Origin of the sequence: Paraburkholderia sp. 40, assembly GCF_050434105.1 — a bacterium.
Lineage (GTDB): Bacteria > Pseudomonadota > Gammaproteobacteria > Burkholderiales > Burkholderiaceae > Paraburkholderia > Paraburkholderia tuberum.
The window spans coordinates 1,231,196-1,252,664 of the sequence record NZ_JBNPVY010000004.1; the positions used below are offsets into that span (position 1 = coordinate 1,231,196).

A 21,469-nucleotide genomic window follows, 5' to 3' on the forward strand; every position below is an offset into this window, starting at 1 on the left:
TCGACAGGCGCACTCAATTGGGGAAAGGTGAAAAATCAACGATCAAGCGCCGCTTTCAGCAGCTTTCGCGTGTAAGGATGCGCGGGAGCAGCAAAAATCTTCTCGACTTCGCCGGTCTCGACGATCGATCCGTTTTGCATCACCACGACTCGATGCGCCATCGCCCCGATCACTTCCAGGTCGTGGCTGATGAACACGAAGCCGAGGTTGTATTTGTGCTGCAAACCGGTGAGCAGCTTGAGCACCTGCTGCTGGATCGATACGTCGAGCGCGCTGGTCGGTTCGTCGAGGATCAGCACGCGCGGCTCCAGTACCAGCGCGCGCGCGATCGCGATGCGCTGCCGCTGCCCGCCCGAAAATTCATGCGGATAGCGATACAGCGCGGTCCGGTCGATGCCGACTTCGCGCAGCACCGCGACGACCTTGTCGCGCCGCGCCTGCGGAGTCATCTGCGGCCGATGCAGCGCGAGCCCCTCACCGACGATCCGCTCGATCGTCTGCCGCGGCGAAAGCGAACTAAAAGGGTCTTGAAAGACGACCTGCATATTCGAGCGCAGCGCGGTCTTTTCGGCGCCGCGATAGCTCGCGAGCACCCTGCCCTGAAACTGGATCTCGCCATGCGCGGTGCGCTGCAGACCGAGCAGTGCCATCGCGAGCGTCGACTTGCCCGATCCCGATTCACCGACGATCCCGAGCGTCTCGCCCTGGCGCACCGACACGTTCGCCGCGTCGACCGCGCGAAACCGCCCCGCGCCGAACCAGCCACGCAGGCCAGGCAGCTTCGTTCTGAAGTCGACCGCCACGTCGCGCGCTTCGAGCAGCACCGGCGAGATCGGCAGCACCGGCACGACCTCGCGCTGCGGCCGGCTCGCGAGCAGCCGCCGGGTATACGGATGGCGCGGCGCCTCGAACACCTGCTCGACCGTGCCGGTTTCGACCAGCACGCCTCGCTCCATCACCGCGACGCGCTGCGCGAAGTGACGCACGAGGTTCAGGTCGTGCGTGATCAGCAGCACGGCCGTGCCGCGCTTTTGTGCTTCGTCGCGCTGCAGTTCCAGCAGAAGCTCGACGATTTGCGCGCGAATCGTCACGTCGAGCGCGGTGGTCGGCTCGTCGGCGAGCAACAGGCGCGGCCGGCAGGCGAGCGCCATCGCGATCATCGCGCGCTGCCGCTGCCCGCCCGACAGCTGATGCGGGTAGCTGTTGATGCGCTTCTCCGGCTCGGTGATGCCGGTGCGCGCGAGCAGCGCGACCGCCCGCCTGCACGCTTCGGTCGCGCTGACGCCGTCATGCACGACGATCGTTTCCGCAATCTGGTCGCCGATCGCATACAGCGGATTGAGCGCGGTCATCGGTTCCTGGAAGATCATCGCGATGTCCGAGCCGCGCAGGCCACGCATCGCACGCTCGCTCTTCGCGAGCAGATCTTTGCCATCGAAGCGGATCGCCCCGCTCACCTGCGCGTCGTTCAGCAGGCGCAGCACCGACAGCGCGGTCACGCTCTTGCCCGAGCCCGACTCGCCGACGAGCGCGACGCGTTCACCGCGCGCGATCGCGAGCGTGACGTCGTCGACGGCCACCGTGTCGCCGAACGCGACACGCAGATGGTCGAGTTCGAGCAGCGGCGTGTCCGTCGATTGCGGATCGATTTGCGGCAGCGCGCTCATTGACCACCTCCGGCGTGTATCGCATCGGAGATACGCGTGTCGAGCGCGTTGCGCAGCGCGTCGCCCATGAAGGTCAATAGCAGCAGCATCGCCACCAGCACGCCGAAGGTCGACACCGAGATCCACCACGCGTCGAGATTCGCCTTGCCCTGAGCGAGCAGTTCGCCCAAGCTCGGCGTCGGCGGCGGCACGCCGAGGCCGAGGAAGTCGAGACTCGTCAGCGCGAGAATCGCGCTGCTCATGCTGAACGGCAGGAACGTGATGACCGGCGTCAGACTGTTCGGCAACACGTGACGCCACATGATCTGCCAATGGGACAAGCCCATCGCGCGCGCGGCGCGCACATAGTCCTGCTGGCGATTGCGCAGGAACTCGGCGCGCACGTAGTCGGACAGGCCGATCCAGTTGAACAGCGACAGCAGCACGATCAAAAGAGCGAAGCTGCGCTCGAAGATCGATGAAAAGATGATCAGCAGATAGAGCTGCGGCATCGCGTTCCAGATCTCGATCAGACGCTGCCCGACGATATCCGTTCGCCCTCCGAAGTAACCTTGCACTGCCCCGGCGACGATGCCGACGATCGTGCTGATCACGGTCAGCACGAGGCCGAACACGACCGACACGCCGAAACCGTACAGCAGACGCGCGAACAGATCGCGGCCGCGGTCGTCGGTGCCGAGCCAGTTCTCGCGCGACGGTGGCGCCGGGTTGGGCGCCTTCGAAAAGTAATTGAGCGTGTCGTAGTAGTAATGATTGGGCGGATACAGCGCGAAGTTGCCCCGCGCATCGAAGCGGTGACGGATGTACGGATCAAGATAATCGGTCGGCGTGGGGAAGTCGCCACCGAAGGTGGTCTCGGCGTAGGTCTTGACGAGCGGGAAGTACAGATGGCCGTCGTAGCGCACGACGACCGGCTTGTCGTTCGACCACAGCGGCCCCACGAGGCTCGCCGCGAACGCGACGACGAAGATGATCAGGCTCCAGTAGCCGAGACGCTGCTGGCGAAAACGATGCCACACGCGACGCGCCGGCGACGGCGACATCAGTGCCCGCGCGGGTTCGGTGCGCGCCGCCGCGTCGGCGGAAAGGCGGGCTCGATTCATCAGCGCTCCAGTTGTTCGAATTGGATGCGGGGATCGACCCACACATAGCAAAGGTCGGAGATCAGCCGCGTGACGAGGCCGATCAGCGTGAACAGATACAACGTGCCGAGCACGACCGGATAGTCCCGCCGCATCACCGATTCATACGACAGCAACCCGAGCCCGTCGAGCGAGAACAGGGTTTCGATCAGCAGGCTGCCGGTGAAGAACGCGCCGATGAACGCGCCCGGGAAATTGACGATCAGCGGCAGCAGCGCATTGCGAAACACGTGCTTCCACAACACGCGCCGCTCGGACAAACCTTTGGCACGCGCGGTCAGCACGTACTGCTTGCGGATTTCGTCGAGGAACGCGTTTTTCGTCAGCATCGTGACGACCGCGAAGCTGCCCACCACCGACGCCGTGATCGGCAGCGTGATATGCCATAGATAGTCGAGGATCTTGCCGACGACGCTCAACTGGTCCCAGTTGTCGGAAGTGAGGTTGCGCAGCGGAAACAGCTGCAGGAACGTGCCACCGCCGAACAGCACGAGCAGCAGCACGCCGAGAACGAAGCCCGGAATCGCGTAGCCGACCAGCACGACGAGGCTCGTCGCGATATCGAAGTGCGAGCCGTTGCGCACCGCCTTCGCGATGCCGAGCGGCACCGATATCAGATAGGTGAGAAAGAACGTCCACAGGCCGATGCTGATCGACACCGGCAGCTTCGACACGATCAGCGACCACACGCTCTGATGACGGAAATAGCTCTGGCCGAGATCGAAGGTCGCGAAGCGCTTGAGCATCAGCACGTAGCGTTCGAGCGGCGGTTTGTCGAAGCCGTACAGCTGCTTCAGTTGCGCGATCTGTTGCGCATCGACGCCGCTATGCGAGCGCAGCCCGAACGGCGAGGCGCCCTCCGCGCCCTTGCGCAGTTCGTGCTGCATCTGCTCGACGGGGCCGCCCGGCACGAACTGGATCACGACGAAGGTCAGCGTCAGCACGCCGAGCAGCGTCGGGATCATCAGCAGCAGGCGTTTGAGGATGTAGTTCCACATAGGCGGTGTTCCAGTGCGAACGCGTTGGTGGGGGCGATGGATCTGCGGATCAGTCGGCGCTGCCCGTGGGCGTGCGCGCCCGCGGATCCTCGTACCACCACATCGTCGTGATCCAGCCCTCCGCGCCATAGTACAGCGGCAAAGTCTTCGGCCACGCGAGCCCGCGCTTGAACGCGACGCGATGCGTGCCGCTGTACCAGTGCGGCACCACATAGTAGCCATGCGTCAGCAGACGGTCGAGCGCGTGCGCGGCATCGGTCAGCTGCTCGCGCGTTTGCGCATGCACGAGCGCGTTCAACACCGCGTCGACGGCCGGCGACTTCAGGCCGATCGCGTTGTCCGAGCCGGGGGTATCGGCGGCCTTGCTGCCGAAGCGGGTGATCTGCTCGGAGCCCGGCACCTGCACGTCGGGCATGCGAATCGTCGTCACGTCGAAGTCGAATGCGTCGAGCCGCTTCTGATAGACCGCGAAGTCGGTGGTGCGGAAGTTCGCGGTAATGCCGAGCTTTTGCAGATTGCGCGTGAAGGTCGCGATGATCGGCTCCATCGACGAGGCCGAACCCGAGTCGTCGAGTATCTCGAACTGGAACGGCTCGCCCTTCGCGTTGCGCAGCGCGCCGTCATGATAGGTCCAGCCGGCCTGCTGCAGCAGATCGCGCGCCTGCAGCAGATTCGCGCGCAGCGAGCCGGGCGGATCGGTATCGGGCTGCTTCGGCGGCGGCCCGAATACCGCCGGGTCGAGTTGGGCGCGAAACGGCTCCAGCAGCGCGAGCTCGCCAGGCGAAGGCAGCCCCTTCGCCTGCCATTCGGTGTTGGCGAAATAGCTGTCGATGCGCGTGTACTGGCTGAAAAACAGCTGGCGGTTCAGCCACTGAAAGTCGAGCGCGAGATCGAGCGCCTTGCGCACCCGCACATCCTGGAACAGCGGCCGGCGCGTGTTCAGGAAAAAGCCCTGCATGCCGGTGCCGTTGTGCTGCGCAAACTCGCGCTTGATCAACTCGCCACTGTCGAACTTCTTGCCGACGTCGCGCCGCACCCAGTTGCGCGCGATGTATTCGACCAGCGCGTCGTACTCGCCAGCCTTGAACGCCTCGAGCCGCGCGGTGCTATCGGCATACAGCTTGTAGACGATGCGATCGAAGTTGTTCATGCCGACGCGCACCGGCAGATCGGCGCCCCAATAGTGCGGGTCGCGTTTGAACGTGATCGTGCGGCCGTTGTCGTAGCTGTCGATCAGATACGGCCCGCTGCCGATTGGCTTTTCGAATGCGATCTGGTCGAACGGAACGCGGCTGCCGTCGGGCTTCATCCCCCACTTGCGCGAGAACACCGGCATGCTGCCCGCGAGCAGCGGCAACTCGCGATTGCGCTCGCGAAACTCGAAGCGCACCGTGGCCGGATCGACGACGACCGCGCGCTTGATCTCGCTGAAAAGCGATGCGAACTGCGGCGCGGCCTGCGGGCTCTTCAGCGTGTCGAGAGAGAACTTGACGTCGTCGGCGGTCACAGGGTCGCCGTTCGAAAAGCGCGCGCGCGGGTTGATGTGGAACGTGACCGACAGACCGTCGGGCGCGACGACGATGTCGTCGGCGAGCAGCCCGTAGGCGGACGCGACTTCGTCGCTGCTGCCGATCGTCAGGCTCTCGAACATCAATTCGAGGCCGGGCGCCGCATTGCCACGCAGAGTGAACGGATTGAACTTGTCGAAGCTCGTTAGACGGCTCGGGTTCGCGAGCACGAGCGTGCCGCCTTTCGGCGCATCGGGATTGACGTAGTCGAAGTGCTTGAAGCCGGCCGGATATTTGGGCCCGCCGTATTGCGCGATCGCATGCGCGGCATGCGCGTGCGGCGCGACGAACAGACTCGTGCACAGCAACGCGACGGCGAGCGCGGCGCGCAAGGGTCCGTGGATCACACTGTGTCGAAGTCCCTCAGGCGTTTGAACCCGTCGCGAGCCAGTTGTCATGGAGTCGTGCTGGTAAGTGGGCAGTGGCGATGTGGGGGATTCTACCCAATTAGCTTGCGCGATCTGGCGGGCGACTGCGACGAAATGCGTCAGCGACGGATGTTTCAGCACAAAAAACAAAACCGCCCTCCAAGGGCGGTTCTGTCATCGCTGCGACCGGTTGGCGCGCTTCAGCGCTGACGCAGTGGCGACTCAGTGCCAGCCGCGATGTTGGTCGTAGTGGCCGCGCTCATAGCCGCCGTGGCCCGGCGGACGGTGGCGATACCAGTCGTCGCGCGCCCAGTAGCGACGGCCGTCCCAGTAACGGTCGCCATGCCAGCCGATCACGATTTGCGGACCGCCGTAGTACACGGGAGCCGGCTGATAGACGACGGGCGGAGGCGGAGGCGGCGGCGGTGCGTAGACCGGCGCCGGTGCGACGTAGACCGGCGCGGGAATGCCGATATTGACCCCGATGTTGAGCCCCGCGGCCATCGCGGCACCCGATGCAGCCAACGTCAACACGCCGAGCACAAGCGGAACAAGACGAGCGGACTTCATTGATCACCTTTGTAGGAACATGTTTTGTTGGCGGAAATATAACGCAAGGCAGCAACGCGCGTATTTCAACTTTGTAATTACTGATGCTGAAAATCGCCTCGCCGGGGCGGCGGCGTAATGTCTGGTTACACACGCCAGACGGCGGTGAAAAAGCACCCTCCGCGCGGGCGCCGGCTCGCGGTCTGGCTCACATCCCGAAAACGAACATTTTAAAGTTCGAAAGAACATATCTGCTCGATATTCTTCACCACAGTCATCCGATCACTGCTCGGAGACGAGGCAGAAAAAATATTAAATTATTCCGAAAATCAAGGAAAAATGTAGCGATAGCTATGGTTTCCCCGGATATCCAGGTCGTTTCCAAGTGGTAGGATGACTTCCATTGAAAACCAATAAATGTTCGAATTCGCGCATACCCGAGCACTGCGTCGGAAGCAACCGCTCAATGCGCCACGGAGACTGATTTTGAAAACGATCAAGGGATTGCGCTGGTGGATCATCGCCCTCGTGTGCGTTGGGACGATCGTCAACTATCTGTCGCGCAACGCGCTCGGCGTGATGGCGCCCGAACTGATGAAACTGCTGCACATGAACACGCGGCAGTACTCGTACGTGGTCGGCGCGTTCCAGGTCGGCTATACGGTGATGCAACCCGTCTGTGGCCTGATCATCGATCTGATCGGCCTACGCCTCGGCTTCGCGCTGTTCGCGTGCCTGTGGTCGCTGACCGGCGTGTTCCACGGTTTCGCGGGCAGCTGGTTTTCGCTCGCGGCGCTGCGCGGCTTCATGGGCCTGTCCGAAGCGGTCGCGATTCCGGCCGGCATGAAGGTCGTCGCCGAATGGTTTCCCGATCGCGAGAAATCCGTCGCGGTCGGCTATTTCAATGCGGGCACCTCGCTCGGCTCGCTGCTCGCGCCGCCGCTCGTCGTTTTCCTGTCGCTGCGCTACGGCTGGCAGAGCGCGTTCGCGGTGACTGGCGCGCTCGGCTTCGTGTGGGCCGCCGCATGGTTCGTGCTGTACCGCTCGCCCGGCGAGCACAAGCGCGTGAGCGATGCCGAGCGCGCCGCGATCGTCGAAGGCCAGGCACCGCCCACCGCGCGCCGCGCGAGCGTGCGTGAAGTGCTGCGCACGCGCCGCTTCTGGGCGATCGCGCAAGCGCGCTTTTTCGCCGAGCCCGCGTGGCAGACGTTCAGCTTCTGGATTCCGCTCTATCTCGCCACGCAGCGTCATATGGATCTGAAGCAGATCGCGATGTTCGCGTGGCTGCCGTTTCTAGCCGCGGACCTGGGCGGTCTGTTCGGTGGCTATCTGTCGCCATTCCTGATGAAGCATTTTCGCGTGCCGCTGATCTGGTCGCGCATCTCGGGCGTCGTGCTCGGCGCGCTGATGATGATCGGGCCGGCATCGATCGGTCTCGTCGCGTCGCCCTACCAGGCCATCGCCCTCTTCTGCGTCGGCGGCTTCGCGCATCAGATGATCTCGGCGCTCGTCAACACGCTCGCCGCCGACGTATTCGATCCGGGCGAAGTCGGCACCGTCGCCGGCTTCGCGGGCATGGCCGCGTGGATCGGTGGCCTTGGCTTCTCGCTGATGGTCGGCGCGCTCGCCGATTCGATCGGCTACACGCCGCTGTTCGGTGCGCTCGGCGCATTCGACATCATCGGCGCGACGCTGCTGATCATCCTGATGCGCGGTGTGCCGCGCCACGGCCGCGCGCGCCGCGCCGAACTGAGCGTCAACACTGCTGCCTGACCTTCCTCGAAGACTCATCATGCGTTCACAGATCAATCTCAAACATCCGCCGCGCTTCGCGCTCGTCCCCCACGCTGGCAACCCGGCGGCCAACCCGGTCGTGCTTAGCGCGCAGCCGAATTGCCGCATCGAGCTGTTCGTGCTCGCCGAGGACATCATCCGCGTGCTCGTACTGCCGGACGGCGAAACGCGCGGCCCGCGCACATGGGCGATCGCGCCCGGGATGGACGACGTGCCGCTCGAAGGCCGCGAGCGCCGCGACCTGAGCGGCTTCACGCCGCCGCCGTTCACGGTGAACGAAGCAGCCGGTCACATCGTGATCGAAACGGCGCGCGTGCGGGTGAGCGTGGCGCTCGAAGGCGGCGCCTGCGCCTGGAAAATCCTGCACGAAGGCAAGTGGCATCGCGTGATGAGCGATCGCAAGACCCAGGCGTACAACTTCGGCTGGTGGGACTCGCGCGTCTATCACTACGTCGAGCGGCGCCGCGACGAAATGTACGTGGGCCTCGGCGAGCGTGCCGGTTCGCTCGATCGCGCGCGGCAAAGCTACGAGATGCGCAACATCGACGCGATGGGCTACAGCGCGCGCACCACGGACCCGCTGTACAAGCACATCCCGTTCTACGTGACGTGGCAGCCGCAGACGTCGACGGGCTTCGGACTGTTCTACGACACGCTCGCCGATTGCCGCTTCGACATGGGCCGTGAACTCGACAACTATCATGGTCACTATCGGCACTTCATCGCCGAGCATGGCGATCTCGACTACTACTTCATCGCATCGCCCGGCTCGCCACTCAACGCGGTGCGCCGCTTCACGTGGCTCACCGGACGTCCCGCGTGGATGCCGAAGTGGGGTCTCGGCTACTCGGGCTCGACGATGAGCTATACCGACGCGCCGGACGCGCAACAGCAGATGGGCAAATTCATCGAGCGTTGCCGCGAACACGACGTGCTGTGCGATTCGTTCCATCTGTCGTCGGGCTATACGTCGATCGGGCCGAAGCGCTACGTGTTCAACTGGAATCACGACAAGTTTCCGGACATCGACGGCTTCGTGCGGAGCTATCTCGATCACGGCGTGCGTCTGTGCGCGAACATCAAGCCGTGTCTGCTGCAAGACCACCCAGCGTTCGACGACGTCGCCCACGCCGGCCTGTTGATCGAAGCGCCCGATGGCGATCCCGCATGGGTGCAGTTCTGGGATGAAGTCGGCGCGTACCTCGACTTCACGAATCCCGCGACGATCGACTGGTGGAAAGCTCGCGTGAAGGACGCACTGCTCAAATACGGCATCGCGGCCACCTGGAACGACAACAACGAGTTCGAGATCTGGTCGCCGCATGCGATCGCGCACGGCTTCGGCAAGCCGTATCCGGCACACCAGGCGAAGGTGCTGCAGACGCAACTGATGATGCGCGCGTCGCACGACGCGCAGCGCGAGCATGCGCCTGACAGGCGCCCGTTCCTCGTGTCGCGCTCGGGCGGCGTCGGCATGCATCGCTATGTACAGACGTGGTCGGGCGACAACTACACGTCGTGGGAAACGCTGCGCTTCAATCTGAAGATGGGTCTCGGGCTCGCGATGTCGGGCGTGTCGAATAGCGGTCACGACATCGGCGGCTTCTCGGGTCCAGCGCCGGAGCCGGAGCTGTTCGTGCGCTGGGTCGCGTTCGGCATCTTCCTGCCGCGCTTTTCGATTCACTCGTGGAACGACGACGGCACCGTCAACAAGCCGTGGATGCATCCCGAAGTCACGCGGCACGTGGCAGACCTGATCAAGCTGCGCTATCGCCTGATCCCTTATCTCTACGAGCTGCTGTGGCAATCGCATAGCGCGTACGAGCCGGTGCTGCGGCCGCTGTTCGCGGAGTTTCCGCACGATCCGCGCTGTCTCGTCGATGGCGACGACATGATGCTCGGCTCGTCGATGCTGGTCGCGCCAGTGGTCGATCCGGGCCAGAGCACGCGCGCCGTGTATCTACCGGCCGGTTCGCGCTGGGTGTCGTACTGGAGCGGCGAAACGTTCGACGGCGGCCAGACCGTCACGTTGCCCGCGCCGTTCGAGCGGCCGGTGTTCCTGCTGCGTGAAGGCAGCGTGATTCCGCTCAACATCGCCGCGCAGCATTTTGGCCGCCCCGCCGACGAACGCGCATTCCTCGCGGTGCCGTATGCCGACGCGGGCACCGCGCAAGGCGGCTCGATCGAGGACGACGGCGAGACCGAAGCCTGGCGCAACGGCGAGCAAGGCCGCTGGAACGTCACGCTGACGGGCGACGCAAACACTTTGCGGGTGACGCTCGAGCGTTCGCAATGGATGCCGCGCGTGCAGCCGCAAGTGCGCGTGTTCGTGCCGATGCGCGAAACACGCGCGGTCGTCTGCGCTAACGGCACGCTCGTCACCGATCACACCGCGGACGGCTGGCGCTGCCTGACGATTTCGGTGCCGCACTGAACAACACACCGCACCGGCCTGAGGGATCAGGCCGTCCCATCAGTCTGGAGACATCCCAATCATGAAAATAAACCAGCGCCAGCGCGCGCGCGCCCGCGCGTTCGTCCTCTGCTGCCTGCCGTTCGCGGGCACCGCGTTGTCCACCAGCGCATCGGCGCAAAGCAGCGTCACGCTGTATGGCGTCGTCGACAACGCGTTCGCCTATGCCAGCAACCAGAAGGGGCATTCGAATTTCTACATGAGCCAAGGCAACCTGCAGGCGAGCAAGTTCGGCTTCCTCGGCTCGGAAGATCTCGGCGGCGGCACGAAGGCGATCTTCCGGCTCGAGAGCGGCTTCAATTCGCTGACTGGCGCGCAAAGCACCGCGGGCTACCTGTTCAATCGCCAGGCCTATGTCGGCCTCGCGAACGACCGCTACGGCACGGTGACGCTCGGCCGCCAGTACACACCCTACTTCCAGATGGTCGGCGCGCTCGGACCGACCGGCGTGCTGACCGGCGCGACCGGGGCGCACCCCGGCGATCTCGACGCCCTCGACACGACGCTGCGCTTCAATAATTCGGTAACCTACCTATCGCCGACGATCGGTGGCCTGCAGGCAAGCGCGCAGTATGGTCTCGGCGGCGTGCCCGGCAGCGTCGCGAACGGCAGCCTGTTCAGCGCGGCGCTGCGTTATGACTTCCAGCCCGTGTCGCTCGCAGCCGGTTACGTGAAACTGAAGGACATTTCGACGAGCGCGGCGCTCGGCAGCTTCGCGATCAACTCGCCGGTCAACAACGGTTACGCCAGCGCGCGCAGCGCGCAGCTGTTCGCCGCGGCGGGTCGCTATACGTGGCACGATCTGATGGTGGGCCTCAACTACTCGAATGTGCAGTACGCGCCGGGCCACGGCTCGCTGTTCTTCGACAAGGCCGTGTTCAACACGTACGGTGCGATCGCGACGTACCGGATCACGCCGAGCGTGACGGTCGGCGGCGGCTATAGCTTCACCCAGGCAAGCAAGGCGAACGGCATCAGCGATCCGGCGCACTATCATCAGATCTCGCTCGAACAGACCTACAACCTGTCGACGCGCACCACGCTGTACGCGCTCGAGGCCTATCAGCATGCAGGCGGCAAGTCGCTGATCTCGTCGGGCAGCGGTGTGACCATCGCCGACGCGGTCGCGGTGGTCGGCGACTCGCAGAACACGACGCCGTCGTCGGGTCCGTCTCAGTTCGTCGGCATGGTGGGGTTGCGGCACGCGTTCTAAGCGAGGCGGTCTCGGTCAGCGGCACGACGGGATCAGTCATGCGGACTCCTTGCCTGCCGCGCTGGATCTGGCGCGGTTTTCTGCGGACCAGCGTGGCAGGCTAACGGCGCCATGCATTGATCAGCAGACCTGCCTATTCACGTAGGACGCGGTCACACGCTGGAGGGCGGGGAATGCCGCTGACATCGCTGAAGTATCGAGCGAGATCAAAATCAAGCCGCGCAAAAACAAAAACCCCGCAGAGCCTGGACTCTGCGGGGTTTCGCCGCCATTGCTGGCGGAGACGGAGGGATTCGAACCCTCGATCCAGGTTTTGGCCCAGATGCTCCCTTAGCAGGGGAGTGCCTTCGACCTCTCGGCCACGTCTCCCAAACTTTCTGTCGCACAGGGAGTCAGTGCGACGAAGCCAAAATAATAGCGGGCCGGGCCGATAAGGTCAATGTCTGACGAACATTATTTGTGCCAACGTGGCGTCTCATCACGCAATTCATTCACATGAACGCCACAAAACAAACGGGACGCTCTAGAGCGGCCCCGTTTTTTCCCGCCACTTATGCCTGATCGAGTTCGAAGGCCTTATGCAGCGCGCGTACCGCGAGCTCCATGTACTTTTCGTCGATCAACACCGAAATCTTGATTTCCGAGGTCGAGATCATCTGAATGTTGATGCCCTCTTCCGACAGCGTGCGGAACATCTTGCTGGCGATACCGACGTGCGAGCGCATCCCGACGCCGACCACCGACACCTTCGACACCTTCGGGTCGCCCAGCACCTGCTCGGCCTGGACGTGCGCCTTTACCGTGCCGGTGAGGATTTCCATTGCACGCGCATAGTCGCCGCGGCCAACCGTGAACGTGAATGCCGTCTTGCCCTCGACGCTCTGGTTCTGGATGATCATGTCGACATCGATATTCGCGTCCGCCACCGGGCCGAGAATCTGATACGCGATGCCCGGCTTGTCGGGCACGCCCATCACGGCGATACGAGCTTCGTCGCGCTGGAACGCGATACCCGAGATGACTGCTTTTTCCATGGTCTCGTCTTCTTCAAAAGTAATCAGGGTGCCCGACTTCATTTCTTCGTCGAGTGGCATCAGCGGATCGGTCAGGCTCGACAGCACGCGCGTTTTCACCTGATATTTGCCGGCGAATTCCACCGAGCGGATCTGCAGCACCTTCGAACCCAGGCTGGCCATTTCCAGCATTTCTTCGAACGTCACGCGGTCGAGCCGGCGCGCTTCTTCAACGACGCGCGGGTCAGTCGTGTACACACCGTCGACGTCCGTGTAGATCAGGCACTCGTCGGCCTTCAGCGCGGCCGCGACCGCGACTGCCGACGTGTCCGAGCCGCCGCGGCCGAGCGTCGTGATGTGGCCGTCCGGGTCAATGCCCTGGAAGCCGGTGATCACGACCACCTTGCCGGCTGCGAGGTCTTGCATGACGCGCTCGCCGTCGATGTCGCTGATGCGCGCTTTCGTAAACGCGCTATCGGTCTTGACCGGCACCTGCCAGCCTGCGTAGCTGACCGCTTCGACGCCGGCTTCCTGCAGCGCGATCGCGAGCAGACCCGAACTGACCTGCTCGCCGGTGGCGGCGATCATGTCGAGTTCACGCGGGCTCGGTTGAGTCGTGATTTCTTTCGCGAGGCCAAGCAGGCGATTGGTTTCGCCGGACATTGCCGACGGCACGACGACCATCTGATGGCCGGCCTTGTGCCATTTCGCGACGCGCCTGGCGACGTTCTTGATGCGCTCGACCGAGCCCATCGAGGTGCCGCCGTATTTATGTACGATGAGTGCCATTGTCGTTCTGAACTGGAAGAGAAACCGCGCTGGCGCGCTGGAGACGACCGCACGGAAAGCACAGGGGCGCAACGTCTCGTGAACGGCGGCAAAGTGTGTGGCGGCGTAGATGCAGCACGCGTGCAGCACGCGCGGATTTGCCCGGGATGAAATCGCAAATGGCTGATCGGAATTGAACGGCGACGACGGATCACGCACGCCTGCCGGCACTAACGACCGATAGCGACAAAAGCGACGGCGAAATCGGGTCGGGCAAACAAGCTAAAGTACCTGATAAGGCGCAAAAAGACAAGACGCAACGAGCGCTCAAATGCGTCGAATCAGGCCTGCAATGGCCTGTTTTATCGCTGATTTGCGCCCGGTTTCACGCTTTCGACATCTGCACGCACGGCTTGCGCGACTGTCCGACCGGCGCTCAGGCGATCAGCAGATCCTCGCGCCAGACGATTTTCACGCACGCTTCGCGCTCCGGAGATGCGTCGCGCACGGTCCCGCGATTCACGCCGATCAGCGGCACGAACAGCAGTTCATCGCCAACGTAAAGCAATGGCACGTCGCGCTTCCATGCGGGAATGCCGCGCTCCTGAAACAGGTTCTTCAGCGTGCGGCTCGGCGTGTTCGGCACACCGACGCGCATGCGTTCTCCGCCGCGGCGCGCCCGCACGCTTAGAGAGGTTCGTTGCAGGACGCTGACGGGAACCATGTCGCATGCTTCGTTACGTGGCGCTGCGTGCGTTGCGTCGGCTACGTCGGAAGCAGCGGCTGCATCCACCATCGCGAACACGAACGTGCCGCGCCATTGCGGCAAATGCCAGATCTCTTGCCCTTGCCACGCGAGTTCACTGATCTCGCGCTCGACGAGCGCGGTTTCGTCGGCGGGTTCGCTGCTATCGCCGGCTTCCCAGTAGACGAGACCGCGATAGCTGCGCAACGCATGCCCCGCATGATCGATGCGGAGCCGATGTCCGTCCTGCCCCGCAGCCACTTCGCGCAACTGCCGCAGTGCATCCGCGACACGCGCGCTCGATGCCGCGACGAAGCCGAGCGTACGCATCCAGTAGCGCAGCAGATTCAGCGCGCGATCGTCGTCGAGAGCGAGCAGCACGTCGTGCGCGAGGGCGCGTCCTTCATCGCGCGACGCGCTTTCCATGTCGGCGCGCGCGAGCGTGTCGAGCAATCGCTGCGCCGATGCCGAATGCGCGGCCGTGCGCGCGAGCGCATCGCGAAAGCCCGGGAAGTGCACCGCGAGCACCGGCATCACCTGATGACGCAAGGCGTTGCGCGCATAACGCGTGTCCGTGTTCGATTCGTCGTCGATCCAGCGCAGCTTGCGCGCGCTCGCATAGTGTTCGAGCTGCGCGCGCAGCAGATGCAAAAGCGGCCGCACACGTGTCGTCGACGCACCTGTCGGCAGCGTGCCGAGCGCCATCGCCGCGAGACCCGCGAGCCCCGCGCCGCGCAGCAGTTGCAGCAGCACGGTCTCGGCCTGATCGTCCGCATGCTGGGCGAGCCATAGCGTGCCAATGCCGTGCGTTGCGCACATCGCTTCGAGCGCGCGATAACGCGCGTCGCGTGCCGCGGCCTCGATGCTCAGGCCCGGCGCGCGCGAAACATCCACGCGTCGCGCGTCGAATTCGACGCCACGTTCGCGCGCGAAAGCCTCGCAGTGCGCGAGCCACGTATCGGCATGTGGACTCAATCCATGATGCACGTGCAGCGCGATACAGCGCGACGCACCCGCGACGCGCACCGCCGCATCGAGGAGCACGCTCGAATCGACGCCGCCGCTGAATGCGATCGCAATGCGCGCGTTCGAATCGAGCCCGGACAGCGCGGCGCCGAGCGCCTCGATCACGAGGCGCTCGGCGGATGAGTCGGCGGTGGTGGTCACGTCGTTAGCGCGGAAAGCGCCGGTGGACGAAAGAGACAGGCCAACGCGCGGGCTTATGCGCCCGGCGTCGTTTCCTTGAATTTGCCGTACGCCATCAGCCGTTCGAAACGGCGTTCGCGCAGGTCGTTGGTGCTCATACCCTGGAACTGGCGCAGCGAATCGGCGAGCGCACGGCGCAGCATCGCCGCCATGCCCTTCGGATCGCGATGCGCGCCGCCGAGCGGCTCGTTGACGATCTTGTCGATCAGACCGAGCGCCTTCAGACGATGCGCGGTCAGGCCGAGCGCCTCCGCTGCTTCCGGTGCCTTGGCGGCGCTTTTCCACAGGATCGATGCGCAGCCTTCCGGCGAGATCACCGAGTAGGTCGAGAACTGCAACATCAGCACGCTGTCGCCCACCGCGATAGCGAGTGCGCCGCCCGAGCCGCCCTCGCCGATGATCGTCGCGATCAGCGGCGTCTTCAGCTCGGCCATCACGTACAGGTTGCGGCCGATCGCTTCGGACTGGCCGCGCTCTTCCGCGCCGATGCCCGGGTACGCGCCGGGCGTGTCGATGAACGTGAAGATCGGCAGGCCGAACTTCTCGGCGAGACGCATCAGCCGCTCGGCCTTGCGATAGCCTTCCGGACGCGGCATGCCGAAGTTGCGCAGCGCGCGCTCCTTGGTGTCGCGGCCCTTCTGATGACCGATTACCATGCACGCCTGGCCGTTGAACCGCGCGAGACCACCGACGATCGAAAGATCGTCGGCGAAGCTGCGGTCGCCATGCAGTTCATGGAAATCGGTAAACAGCTCGCTCACGTAGTCGAACGTGTACGGACGCTGCGGATGACGGGCGATTTGCGAAACCTGCCACGGTGTGAGGTTCGCATACAGATCTTTGGTGAGCTGCTGGCTCTTCTTGGACAGCCGCTCGATCTCTTCCGAAATATCGACGGCCGAGTCGTCCTGCACGAAGCGCAATTCTTCGATCTTCGCTTCGAGTTCAGCGATCGGCTGTTCGAAATCCAGAAACGTGGTCTTCATTGGTTGTAATCCTTGGACTTACCGGGCAGCGCGTATTCTAACCGCGTGCGCCAATGTCAAAACCATTTCTCAACTATCGACATCATATACGCGATAGTCTTTGAAACGGCTTCGTTTCCGGTTCTTCTTTAGTAGTCGACCGGTAACGGATCGAGACTACGCCACATGTACCAGGTCGCCACGGTGCGCCACGGCTCCCAGTTCGCGGCAACCTCGCGCGCTTCGCTGCGCGTGACGGGTTCGCCGCTGAAATAGTTGACGCTGATCGCGCGGATCAGGCCGAGGTCGTCGAGCGGTAGCACGTCGGGACGCGACAGGTTGAAAATCAGGAACATCTCCGCGGTCCAGCGGCCGATGCCGCGAATCTGCGTGAGTTCGGCGATCACCGCCTCGTCGTCCATCGACGTCCACTTGCCGACGTGCAACGCGCCCGACACGAAATGCCTCGCGAGATCGAGCACGTACTCGGCCTTGCGTTTCGACAAACCGCACGCGGTCAGCTTCTCGAGACCGAGCTTGATGAACTGCTGCGGCACGAGCTTCGGACACGCGATTTCGACCCTCGTCCACACGGCCTGCGCCGAGGCGACCGAGATCTGCTGACCGACCACCGAGCGCGCAAGCGTGACGAAAGGATCGCCACGACTCAGCAAATGCACGGGGCCGAACTTCGGAATCAGCTTCTTCAAAATGCGATCGCGCTTGACGAGATCCGCGCACGCCTTGTCCCAATACGCGGGACGCGTGACTTCAGGCGCGAGACCGCCGATCTGCACCGGCACCGCGACTTCGTTCGCGAGCGATGCGACACCGGCCGCTTCGCCGCCCGCGCTGGCCGTGCTCGCCGAGGTGGCCGATACGCGCGTCTTGCGCACGACTTCGCCCGCGTTCGTGTCGCGCGCGAGTTCCTGCACGTCGCCGGCGAGCTCGGCCGCGAGTTTGGCCGGCAACGCACCGTTGCCCTTCGCACGCGACGCCGTTTTCGCGCGTTTCGCAGGCGCGTGGGCAGCTTCAGTGCCCGCGCCATTGAGCGAGCGTTTGGCCGCGCTCTTCTTTGCCGCGGCCGAGTCGGCTTTCGCCGCCGCCCCGCCCGCTTTCGAGGGCGCTTTGTCTACCGCGCCGCCGCCCGCACGAGTCGACTGAGCTGCGGCAGCCGACGCTGCGGCAGCCGATGCCGCGGCTGCCGCACTGGTTTGAGACGCCGCGCGTTTAGCCGGCGTCTTCGTGGCCGTTGCCATCCTGCCTCCTGCCTGGCGAGTCGTTCAGAGGGAAGTACGAGGTGCGCTCACACGCGCCGCCACTCGGTCAACCCGCCGGGTTTGTCTTCAAGGGCAACGCCGGCATCGAGCAATTCGGCCCGGATCCGGTCTGCTGCCGCATAGTCCTTTGCCTGCTTGGCGGCGATGCGCGCGGCGATCTTCGCTTCGATCGCGGCGGGCTCGAGCGCGCCTTCGGCTGCAGCACCCGCTGCCTGCTGCAGGTATGCACGCGGTTCGCGTCCGAGCAGCCCGAGCACCGCGCCAAGCGCGCGCAATTGACGGGCCAGCGCGGGGTCGCGCGTGCGGTTCACTTCGGTGGCCAGTTCGAACAGCACCGACACGGCCACCGGCGTGTTGAAGTCGTCGTTCATTGCCGCCTGGAAACGCTGCGCGTACGCTTCGTTCCAGTCGAGCACGGCGCTATCGGGCGTCACGTCTTTCAACGCCGTGTACAAACGCGCGAGTGCATTGCGCGCGTCGTCGATATGTACGTCGCTGTAGTTCAACGGCGAGCGGTAATGCGCCCGCGCGATGAAAAAACGCACCACCTCTGCATCGTACTGCGCGAGCACTTCGCGAATCGTAAAAAAATTGTTCAACGACTTCGACATCTTCTCATTGTCGATCTGTACGTAGCCGTTGTGCATCCAGTAATTGACGAATGTTTGTCCGGTCGCGGCCTCACTTTGCGCGATCTCGTTTTCGTGGTGCGGAAACTGCAGATCCTGGCCGCCACCGTGAATGTCGAACTGTTCACCGAGCAGCGTGCAGCCCATCGCCGAGCACTCGATGTGCCAGCCGGGACGACCGCGCCCGTACTTCGAATCCCAGCCGGTGTCGGCCGGTTCCTCGGGCTTCGCCTGCTTCCACAGCACGAAGTCGAGCGGGTCCTGTTTCGCGTCGTTGGCCGCGACGCGTTCGCCAGCGCGCAGGTCTTCGAGCGACTTGCCCGACAGCTTGCCGTAGCCAGCGAATTTGCGTACCGCGTAGTTGACGTCGCCGTCGCTCGCCTGGTAGGCGTAGCCGTTTTTCTCGAGCGTCTCGATCATGCCGAGCATCTGCGGAATGAAGTCGGTCGCGCGCGGCTCGATGTCCGGACGCTCGATGCCGAGCGCGTCCGCGTCTTCATGCAGCGCGGCGATGAAGCGATCGGTCAGCGATTTGATGGTTTCACCGTTCTCGACTGCGCGCCTGATGATCTTGTCGTCGATATCGGTAATGTTGCGCACGTAGGTCACGTTGTAGCCAAGCGCACGCAACCAGCGCTGCACGATGTCGAACACGACCATCACCCGCGCATGACCGACGTGACAATAGTCGTACACGGTCATCCCGCAGACGTACATCCGCACGACACCTTCGCGCAGCGGCACGAAAGTCTGTTTGTCACGCGCGAGCGTGTTGTAAATGCGCAGAGATTCCATAGAGAGCGGTGCGTGGGCCGAAAGAAGTCCGCATTGTGCTTCATGCGCGCCGCGACCCGCGAAACGAACAGGATAACGGGTGCATCGCATACAGCTGAAACCGGCGCACCTCGTGCGGCGATCAGGCTGCAGACGAGGCTGCGAACCGGGCGGAGACGGCCACGAGTGGCGAAAAGACAGTCGGCGGTTCGACGGAACGCGCAGACCTTTTGTTAGAATGGCTCGGAGTATAACATCCAGACCCGAGCCTATGAAACACTCCAGCGGCCGCGCGCACAGCGCTGCGACCCTCGCCGCGACTGCGTTTGGCAACGTTGTCGGTGGCGTTACTTTCGAAGCGGCGCGTGCCCTCGCGTGGCGCGTCACCGTCGTTGCCGCACTTGCCGCGGTGCCGGTCGCGAGCGCTTATGCGCAGAAGACCGCGGTGATGCCGCAAGGCCCCGCCGTGCGTGACAATACGCCGGAAATCGACGCGTCGATCGCGCAGAAAAACTGGCAAGCCGCGCTGACCCAACTCGATGCGCGCGTCGCCGCGAATCCGCGCGACGCACAAGCGAAGTTCAAACGCGCAAACGTGCTCGTGCATCTGAATCGCGACGACGAAGCGATCACAGCGTTCACCGAACTCACGCAGCTGTATCCCGAGTTGCCCGAGCCGTACAACAACCTCGCCACACTCTTCGCGAGACAAGGCCGTCTGACCGAAGCGCGCGCGGCGCTCGAGATGGCCACCCAGGTCAATCCGAACTACGGCCTCGCGTTCGAGAACCTCGGTGACCTCTATCTGCGCCTCGCCGATGCCGCGTACCGTCGCGCGGAGAGCCTCGGCAAGGCGAGCCCGAGGACCGCGCAGCGTCTCGCCGATATCCAGAAGGTCGTGTCGCCGGCAACGCCCGCTGCCGCGGCGTCGCAGCCTGCCGCCGAGCAGACGACCGTGCCCGCCGCGCACCCCACGTCGAACATCACGGACAGCCCGAGCTTCCAGTTCGGCGGCCCGAATGGCTCGCTCGCCATGCCGCCGTACATGGCGCCGTCGCGCTGAGCGCCGGGCTCGTTGCCTGCCGCAAGTTTTCTCCAACCCCGAGGACTTTCATGAAATGGTTGATGTTGGCGCTCGGCAGCGCCGCCCTGATCGCAAACGCACCCGCCTTTGCGCAGTCCGGTTCGCAGGCCGCTCATCCTTCCGTGCTGCTGAAGACGTCGGAGGGTGACATCCGCGTCGAGCTGTATCCCGAGAAAGCGCCAAAGACGGTCGCCAATTTCCTCGACTACGTGAAAGCCGGCCAATATAGCGGCACGATCTTCCATCGCGTGATCCCGGGCTTCATGATCCAGGGCGGCGGCTATACGCAGAGCTTCGTCGAGAAGCCGACGCGCGCGCCGATTCCGCTCGAGAGCCGCACCGGTCTGAAGAACACCGCTGGCACGATCGCGATGGCGCGCACCAGCGACCCGAATTCGGCCACCGCGCAGTTCTTCATCAACACGGTGGACAATGCCAATCTCGACTACCCGAATCCGGACGGCAACGGCTACGCGGTATTCGGCAAGGTCACGAGCGGCATGGACGTCGTGAAACGCATCGAAGCCACGCCCACCACCACGCGCGGCCCGATGAGCGATGTGCCGCAGAAGCCGATCGTGATCCAGTCGGCGACGGTGGTGAGCAAGTAAAAACGAACGGGCAAGCGAACCCGCGCGGCCGAAGCCCGGCCCCAACCAACGCCCCGGCGCGGCCGGTCGTCAGCGCATGACGACGCGACGCGCCTTTTATCCACCTGTTCATCAAAGGATTCCATCATGGTTGAACTGCATACGAACCACGGCCTCATCAAACTCGAGCTGAACGCCGAAAAGGCGCCGAAGTCGGTCGAGAACTTCCTGAACTACGTCAAGGCCGGCCACTACGACAACACGGTGTTTCACCGCGTGATCGACGGCTTCATGATCCAGGGCGGCGGCTTCGAACCCGGCATGAAGCAGAAGCCGACGGCCGAGCCGATCACCAACGAGGCGAACAACGGTCTGAAGAACGAGAACGGCTCGATCGCGATGGCGCGTACCAACGACCCTCATTCCGCGACCGCGCAATTCTTCATCAACGTGAACGACAACGACTTCCTGAACCACTCGTCGCCGACGCCGCAAGGCTGGGGCTATGCGGTGTTCGGCAAGGTCGTCGAAGGCATGGACGTGGTCGAGAAGATCAAGAAGGTCAAGACCGGTTCGAAGGGCTTCCATCAGGACGTGCCGGTCGATGACGTCGTGATCGAAAAAGCTGTCGTCGTCGGCTAAA

Annotated in this window: 16 protein-coding genes and 1 tRNA gene; 6 read left to right on the plus strand and 11 right to left on the minus strand. The window is 63.8% G+C overall.

Going from position 1 to position 21,469, the window contains the following annotated elements:
• Positions 1–35: 35 nt before the first annotated feature.
• The 5 genes from OKW28_RS27300 to OKW28_RS27320 all read right to left on the minus strand — a co-directional run bounded on the left by OKW28_RS27300 (position 36) and on the right by OKW28_RS27320 (position 6,313).
• Positions 36–1,667, minus strand: a complete 1,632-nt coding sequence (locus OKW28_RS27300) for an ABC transporter ATP-binding protein (protein ID WP_429450336.1) — start codon at positions 1,665–1,667, stop codon at positions 36–38.
• On the minus strand, positions 1,664–2,770 hold the full coding sequence (locus OKW28_RS27305; RefSeq protein WP_429450337.1) for an ABC transporter permease: 1,107 nt from the start codon (positions 2,768–2,770) through the stop codon (positions 1,664–1,666). Before OKW28_RS27305 ends, OKW28_RS27300 begins: the two co-directional genes overlap by 4 nt.
• A complete protein-coding gene (locus tag OKW28_RS27310; RefSeq protein WP_429450338.1) occupies positions 2,770–3,807 on the minus strand; it encodes a microcin C ABC transporter permease YejB in 1,038 nt (345 codons plus the stop codon). The genes OKW28_RS27305 and OKW28_RS27310 overlap by 1 nt, the downstream gene beginning before the upstream one ends.
• 49 nt (positions 3,808–3,856) lie before the next feature.
• Entirely contained in the window at positions 3,857–5,773 is a 1,917-nt protein-coding gene (locus tag OKW28_RS27315; protein ID WP_429450339.1) for an extracellular solute-binding protein, read from the minus strand.
• Positions 5,774–5,965: 192 nt separating this feature from the next.
• Positions 5,966–6,313: a hypothetical protein gene (locus OKW28_RS27320; protein ID WP_429450341.1), complete on the minus strand. Its 348-nt coding sequence runs from the start codon at positions 6,311–6,313 to the stop codon at positions 5,966–5,968.
• Between the two features lie 465 nt (positions 6,314–6,778).
• On the opposite strand from OKW28_RS27320, the gene OKW28_RS27325 reads away from it, so the two are divergent.
• The 3 genes from OKW28_RS27325 (at position 6,779) to OKW28_RS27335 (ending at position 11,772) form a co-directional block, all read left to right on the plus strand.
• Positions 6,779–8,065, plus strand: coding sequence for an MFS transporter (locus OKW28_RS27325; RefSeq protein ID WP_429450343.1), 1,287 nt, complete (start codon positions 6,779–6,781; stop codon positions 8,063–8,065).
• A gap of 19 nt (positions 8,066–8,084) precedes the next feature.
• On the plus strand, positions 8,085–10,520 hold the full coding sequence (locus OKW28_RS27330) for a TIM-barrel domain-containing protein (RefSeq protein WP_429450344.1): 2,436 nt from the start codon (positions 8,085–8,087) through the stop codon (positions 10,518–10,520).
• 61 nt (positions 10,521–10,581) lie between these two features.
• Entirely contained in the window at positions 10,582–11,772 is a 1,191-nt protein-coding gene (locus tag OKW28_RS27335) for a porin (RefSeq protein WP_429450345.1), read from the plus strand.
• Positions 11,773–12,047: 275 nt separating this feature from the next.
• Here OKW28_RS27335 and OKW28_RS27340 read toward each other — a convergent pair.
• The 6 genes from OKW28_RS27340 to cysS form a co-directional block, all read right to left on the minus strand.
• Positions 12,048–12,141: transfer RNA gene (locus tag OKW28_RS27340), tRNA-Ser, on the minus strand.
• A 182-nt stretch (positions 12,142–12,323) separates the two neighbouring features.
• Positions 12,324–13,574: an aspartate kinase gene (locus tag OKW28_RS27345; RefSeq protein ID WP_090800687.1), complete on the minus strand. Its 1,251-nt coding sequence runs from the start codon at positions 13,572–13,574 to the stop codon at positions 12,324–12,326.
• A 415-nt stretch (positions 13,575–13,989) separates the two neighbouring features.
• The gene (gene tilS / locus OKW28_RS27350) at positions 13,990–15,465 is read right to left on the minus strand and encodes a tRNA lysidine(34) synthetase TilS (RefSeq protein WP_429450346.1); all 1,476 of its coding nucleotides are present in this window, start codon (positions 15,463–15,465) and stop codon (positions 13,990–13,992) included.
• Positions 15,466–15,518: 53 nt separating this feature from the next.
• Positions 15,519–16,490, minus strand: coding sequence for an acetyl-CoA carboxylase carboxyltransferase subunit alpha (locus OKW28_RS27355; protein ID WP_013089750.1), 972 nt, complete (start codon positions 16,488–16,490; stop codon positions 15,519–15,521).
• Positions 16,491–16,618: 128 nt separating this feature from the next.
• Positions 16,619–17,728 (minus strand): DNA-3-methyladenine glycosylase family protein, encoded by a 1,110-nt coding sequence (locus OKW28_RS27360; RefSeq protein WP_429450347.1) that lies wholly within the window; start codon positions 17,726–17,728, stop codon positions 16,619–16,621.
• 47 nt (positions 17,729–17,775) lie between these two features.
• The gene (cysS, locus tag OKW28_RS27365; protein ID WP_429450348.1) at positions 17,776–19,173 is read right to left on the minus strand and encodes a cysteine--tRNA ligase; all 1,398 of its coding nucleotides are present in this window, start codon (positions 19,171–19,173) and stop codon (positions 17,776–17,778) included.
• A 250-nt stretch (positions 19,174–19,423) separates the two neighbouring features.
• Between cysS and OKW28_RS27370 the strand changes: the two genes are divergently transcribed.
• From OKW28_RS27370 to OKW28_RS27380, 3 genes are all read left to right on the plus strand, one after another.
• Entirely contained in the window at positions 19,424–20,215 is a 792-nt protein-coding gene (locus OKW28_RS27370) for a tetratricopeptide repeat protein (protein WP_184057269.1), read from the plus strand.
• Between the two features lie 50 nt (positions 20,216–20,265).
• Positions 20,266–20,847, plus strand: coding sequence for a peptidylprolyl isomerase (locus OKW28_RS27375; protein WP_090800696.1), 582 nt, complete (start codon positions 20,266–20,268; stop codon positions 20,845–20,847).
• A gap of 126 nt (positions 20,848–20,973) precedes the next feature.
• Complete coding sequence (locus OKW28_RS27380) at positions 20,974–21,468, plus strand: peptidylprolyl isomerase (protein ID WP_090800697.1); 495 nt, start codon at positions 20,974–20,976, stop codon at positions 21,466–21,468.
• Position 21,469: the final 1 nt, after the last annotated feature.